The organism is Streptomyces sp. NPDC006739 (assembly GCF_042869815.1).
GTDB lineage: Bacteria > Actinomycetota > Actinomycetes > Streptomycetales > Streptomycetaceae > Streptomyces.
In genome coordinates this window covers 1-1,033 of sequence record NZ_JBIAGM010000104.1, presented here as the reverse complement: position 1 = coordinate 1,033, position 1,033 = coordinate 1, and the positions used below count along the sequence as shown (strand labels likewise).

The window sequence follows — 1,033 nt, the reverse complement described above, 5'->3', positions numbered from 1 at the left end:
CTCGGGCGGGTCCGGTGCTGGCCCGCAGGGAGATCGGCGGGGCCAGGAGGTGGTGCCGGGGCGGCGCGTCGGGGTCACCGAGCCGTTCCACCAGCAGGTCGACGGCGTGCCGGCCCATCTCCTTCGCCGGTACGTCCGCCGCGGTGAGGGGCGGGGTCACCGTCTGCGCCCAGCGGGCGGCCACCACCCCGGTCACCGAGAAGTCCCGCGGCACGTGCCGGCCCGCATGCGTCAGACCCCGGTACAGGCCGCCCAGCGCCGCCTCGTTCAGCGTGACCAGGGCGGTGGTGGCCGGCTCGTCGCGCAGGATCCGCTCCAGACACGCCTGGCCCGAGGCCGCGTCGTCCCCGCAGCAGTACGCCCGCACCGCCAGCCCCCGCTCGGCCGCCGCCTTGGTGAAACCCTCCAGCCCACGATGCGCCGACTCGTACCCCGCCCGCAGCAACTGCTCGGGCCGGTTGACGAACGCGACCCTGCGGTGACCGAGATCCGCCAGGTGATGCACACACGCCGCCGCCAGCGCCGTATGGTCAAGCCCCACCCACCAGCCCGCCCCCGCATCGGCGGTCCGGCCGATCGCCACCGACGGAAACCCCACAGCGGCCAGATGATCGACCCGGTCGTCCGCCAGCCTGATCTCCATCAGGATCGCGCCGTCCACCCGCCGCTCCCCCAGCAGCCGCTGGAAGGAACGGTCACGGTCCACCCCACTCGGCGACAACAGCACGTCATAGTCATGCGCGGCGGCCGCCTCCACCACACTGCCGATGAAATCCAGCTGCATACCCGTGTAATGGTCACCGGCCGGCGGGAACACCAGACCGATCGTGCTCGTCCGCCCGTTGGCCAGAGCCCGCGCACTCGCGTTCGGCCGATAACCCAGCTCGTCGATGACCCGCTGGATCCTGCGGCGCGTCTCCTCCGACACCGGACGCTTGCCGCTCAACGCGTACGACACGGTGCTCCGCGAGACACCCGCCCGCCGGGCGATCTCACCGATGTTCACGAGTCGCTCCTTTCGAACCGGTTCGAC

General features: G+C 72.0%; 1 protein-coding gene. It reads right to left on the bottom strand.

What is annotated here, in order from left to right:
* Window positions 1–1,006: LacI family DNA-binding transcriptional regulator (locus ACFYMM_RS44460; RefSeq protein WP_388398597.1), on the bottom strand; the 1,006-nt coding region annotated here is incomplete at its 3' end.
* Window positions 1,007–1,033 lie beyond the last annotated feature (27 nt).